The following is a 3,144-nucleotide window of genomic DNA, read 5'->3' on the forward strand; positions in this document are numbered from 1 at the left end:
ATAGCCAATTTCATCCTATAAAATTAGACATTTAATTTCCAATGGTTTAAAAGAAAAAACAGACTTTATATTATCACCATCAGAGCTAAAACAAATTAATAACTTGTAATTTCATAAAGTCTTATAAATTATTTTAAGGTATCATTCTGAATCGCTGCTTCCTCTTCTTCGGTATTTTGTTTCTCGTAAACTAGCTTAATATCAGGATCGGGATTATGATAACTATATCTATCAACTACAGTAGAATTCCCTCCTATGCTCACAGAAGTATTCTTAGATTTTACTTCTGTAAGGTACAACGTAGAACTATTGGAAACCTTACCAGATATAAAGTTTATAGAACCTGAGTTTATAGAACCTGATAAAAAGCTAAAAGAAGAATTACTATCTAAATCAATTTCTAAACTATCAATATTAGTCATTTTGTTCTCATCTCTAAATACTTCTATGAAAGATTCAGCGCTTTTAATTTTCAGTTTTTCAAGGTTATCAGATTTTACACGTAAATTCACATTTACTGAATCGATTATGATTTCAGGAATTTTCCCTCCCAACTCTAGTTTAAATGTGTTACAAGGGTTTTCTGAACTCAATTTATCTATAATAAGAGTATCACCTACAGTATGATAAGTTAGCCATGATTCTCCATTTTTACTTTTTTTAAATGTCGTAAAAGCTGCATCTGAACTTTGATCTAAAATAATAGTACCGGCCTGACTGATTTTAGAAATTTTTAAAATTTTGATTTCATGAAGTTTTGTAACATTTCGAAAATCAGAATTACAATTTTCAATTTTTGCTACAGTTGAGGGAGGCCATTTCTCACCTCTTACACGAATTTCAACAAGGATCCCGAATAAATAAAGCACAAATAAGGCTAGGAAAGAAGTGAGTACTATATTGCTATTTTTCATTTCTTATAAGTAAGAAGGTTAAAGATTTAGATGTTTTTTTAATTCTTCAGGACTAATTCCTAATTGAGAAGCTTCTTTAATAAATTGCGGTAATATCCTTTCAAAAAAATTTCTTTTTCTTTCCTCCAGGATACGCAGCGGTGCTTCAGATTGAACAAAATAGCCTATCCCCCTTTTATTTTCGATGATACCTTTAGACTGCAATTCAGTATAAGTTCTCATAATGGTATTTGGATTAACACCAACTTCGGCTGCAAGTTCACGAACGGAAGGAATTTTCTCTCCAGGTTTAAATTCTTCATTAATAATCTTGTCTGATAAATTATCTGCTATTTGATTATAAATACTTTGGCCATTTTCAAACTCCATTTTATACCTCCTTTTCTTTTATTTTCAAAAAAGCTACTATACTAAATATCAAACCAAAGCTGAAAATACCCAAAATCAAAAAAGATATTATTTCGTGATCCCCCCCGTTACCAATTGGAGATAGATATAGTTCTTCTTTTGGATGATATGCCGCCCAACCTATCTTCTGTAATAGAAAATACATCATACCCACGCAAAGACCAATGTAAATAACTAAACCAAATAAAGTTTTAAGCGTCGCAAATTTTTTAAAAGTTGTAGCTCCAAAAAAGAAAGCCATAGCAATTGAAAAACCTATAGAAATTTGTAGGGATAAATAGTTAATTTCACTTATAATATTGCCATTATTAGAAATCCTTGCCACGCTAATGTTCTGATAAAAGTCTAAAAGATCAAAGGCTATGAAATTAGGGTTCACTATAGATATAAAACCAGAACTAAGCTGGTACGCAGAAAAATAAAGTAATGGGAATGCTAATAAATATAATAATGGATAAAAAATAAACTGTATTAGGTACTTCTCTAATGCCGAGCCTGGCACCATTAGATATGAAAGTGACTTCTCTTTATGTCTAAAAGCAGGAAACGCTGAACCTATATAAAAGGCTCCAATTATAATATACGCAAAGACAAAAATTAAAAAAAACTCTTGATCATTACTTTGATTATCTCTTTTAACGAACTGCAGGAAAGCTATTACCAGAAAGGAGATACCAAACATCACTGGTACTCCCAATAAAATACCCGAATAATTATGAAACAGATACTGCTTTACCAGATTAACAAATCGCTTACCATTAAAAATATTATTGCTTCCCATATTAAGTCAATTTTATACCACTAGTAGTTGCGTTAAACAAAAGCTCTATATCCACAGGCGAGCTATTTCCATTCCCTGGCAATATAACTCTTGACCCTATTGGACCAGATTCTTCGTATAGAGGTTCAATAGATTTTGTATCACGAACTGTTGTAAATTGATACTTTTCAGAAATATCAAGTATTTCCCGATTCATGATCATCTCACCATGATCCAAAATCATTATACGATCTATTAGATTTTCTACATCTTTAACCTGATGGGTAGAAATAAGAACCAATTGATCCTCTGAAAGTGCTCCAGCCAACATTCTCCTGAATATACTTTTTGAAGGTATATCCAAACCATTAGTAGGCTCATCAAGTATTATTAACTTACTTTTTGTCGCCAATGCAAAGGCAATTAAAAATTTCTTTTTCTGGCCGTAAGACATTTTATCCAATCGGTTATCTACAGGAATTTCAAACTTTTGCATTTGCAGATCCATAAGTTCATGATCAAAATTTGGATAAAAAACTGCATTAGCCTTAACATAAAATTTGACTGAAGTATTTGGCAGATAGAACTCTTCTGGTAGATAATATAACTGCTTTAAAAAATTTGGTTCTCTTTTCCTTGGGGTATATCCCATAACTTCTACTTTTCCGTCTTTAGGAAAAATCATACCTGCTATTAGCTTTAATAAAGTAGTTTTACCCGCACCGTTTTTGCCTAGTAGGCCCGTTATACTTCCTGACTTTAAGTTAAAGCAAAGGTTATCGAACAAAATTTCCTTTTTACGATGGGAAAATTTTAAAGCGTTTAGATCTATCATTTTTAAAATTTACTGTTCTACTACACTAATACAGTACAATGATAAATAATATTTTTAAACAAATAGGACTTTTAACTAAAAAAATGTATGAAAAATGTAAATTTCCAAGAAACACCTATTCCATAAAGGCTAAATATCGAAATTTATCTAACCTAAAAAATCAAATTATTTTAATAACTATTATCCTAATTCAAAGTAATCACACCAGATCTTTACTTGCAAAACAC

Annotated in this window: 5 protein-coding genes; 1 reads left to right on the forward strand and 4 read right to left on the reverse strand. The window is 30.8% G+C overall.

Going from position 1 to position 3,144, the window contains the following annotated elements; translation table 11 throughout:
• Positions 1-128: 128 nt before the first annotated feature.
• The 4 genes from IIF7_RS20325 to IIF7_RS20340 are packed head-to-tail and all read right to left on the reverse strand — an operon-like array spanning position 129 to position 2,917.
• Complete coding sequence (locus tag IIF7_RS20325) at positions 129-914, reverse strand: hypothetical protein (RefSeq protein WP_084843517.1); 786 nt, start codon at positions 912-914, stop codon at positions 129-131.
• 18 nt (positions 915-932) lie between these two features.
• Complete coding sequence (locus IIF7_RS20330) at positions 933-1,283, reverse strand: GntR family transcriptional regulator (RefSeq protein WP_084843518.1); 351 nt, start codon at positions 1,281-1,283, stop codon at positions 933-935.
• Position 1,284: 1 nt separating this feature from the next.
• Positions 1,285-2,103 (reverse strand): hypothetical protein, encoded by an 819-nt coding sequence (locus tag IIF7_RS20335; protein ID WP_084843519.1) that lies wholly within the window; start codon positions 2,101-2,103, stop codon positions 1,285-1,287.
• A 1-nt stretch (position 2,104) separates the two neighbouring features.
• Positions 2,105-2,917 (reverse strand): ABC transporter ATP-binding protein, encoded by an 813-nt coding sequence (locus IIF7_RS20340; protein ID WP_084843520.1) that lies wholly within the window; start codon positions 2,915-2,917, stop codon positions 2,105-2,107.
• 38 nt (positions 2,918-2,955) lie between these two features.
• On the opposite strand from IIF7_RS20340, the gene IIF7_RS21005 reads away from it, so the two are divergent.
• The coding region (locus IIF7_RS21005) for a hypothetical protein (protein WP_217806701.1) at positions 2,956-3,144 on the forward strand (189 nt) is incomplete at its 3' end.

This window comes from Zunongwangia atlantica 22II14-10F7, assembly GCF_002094855.1.
GTDB lineage: Bacteria > Bacteroidota > Bacteroidia > Flavobacteriales > Flavobacteriaceae > Zunongwangia > Zunongwangia atlantica.

What these genes read in the sequence shown, in the direction of transcription:
- IIF7_RS20325 (WP_084843517.1), bottom strand. Translation starts at nt 914, where the DNA reads ATGAAAAATAGCAATATAGTACTCACTTCTTTCCTAGCCTTATTTGTG.
- IIF7_RS20330 (WP_084843518.1), bottom strand. Translation starts at nt 1,283, where the DNA reads ATGGAGTTTGAAAATGGCCAAAGTATTTATAATCAAATAGCAGATAAT.
- IIF7_RS20335 (WP_084843519.1), bottom strand. Translation starts at nt 2,103, where the DNA reads ATGGGAAGCAATAATATTTTTAATGGTAAGCGATTTGTTAATCTGGTA.
- IIF7_RS20340 (WP_084843520.1), bottom strand. Translation starts at nt 2,917, where the DNA reads ATGATAGATCTAAACGCTTTAAAATTTTCCCATCGTAAAAAGGAAATT.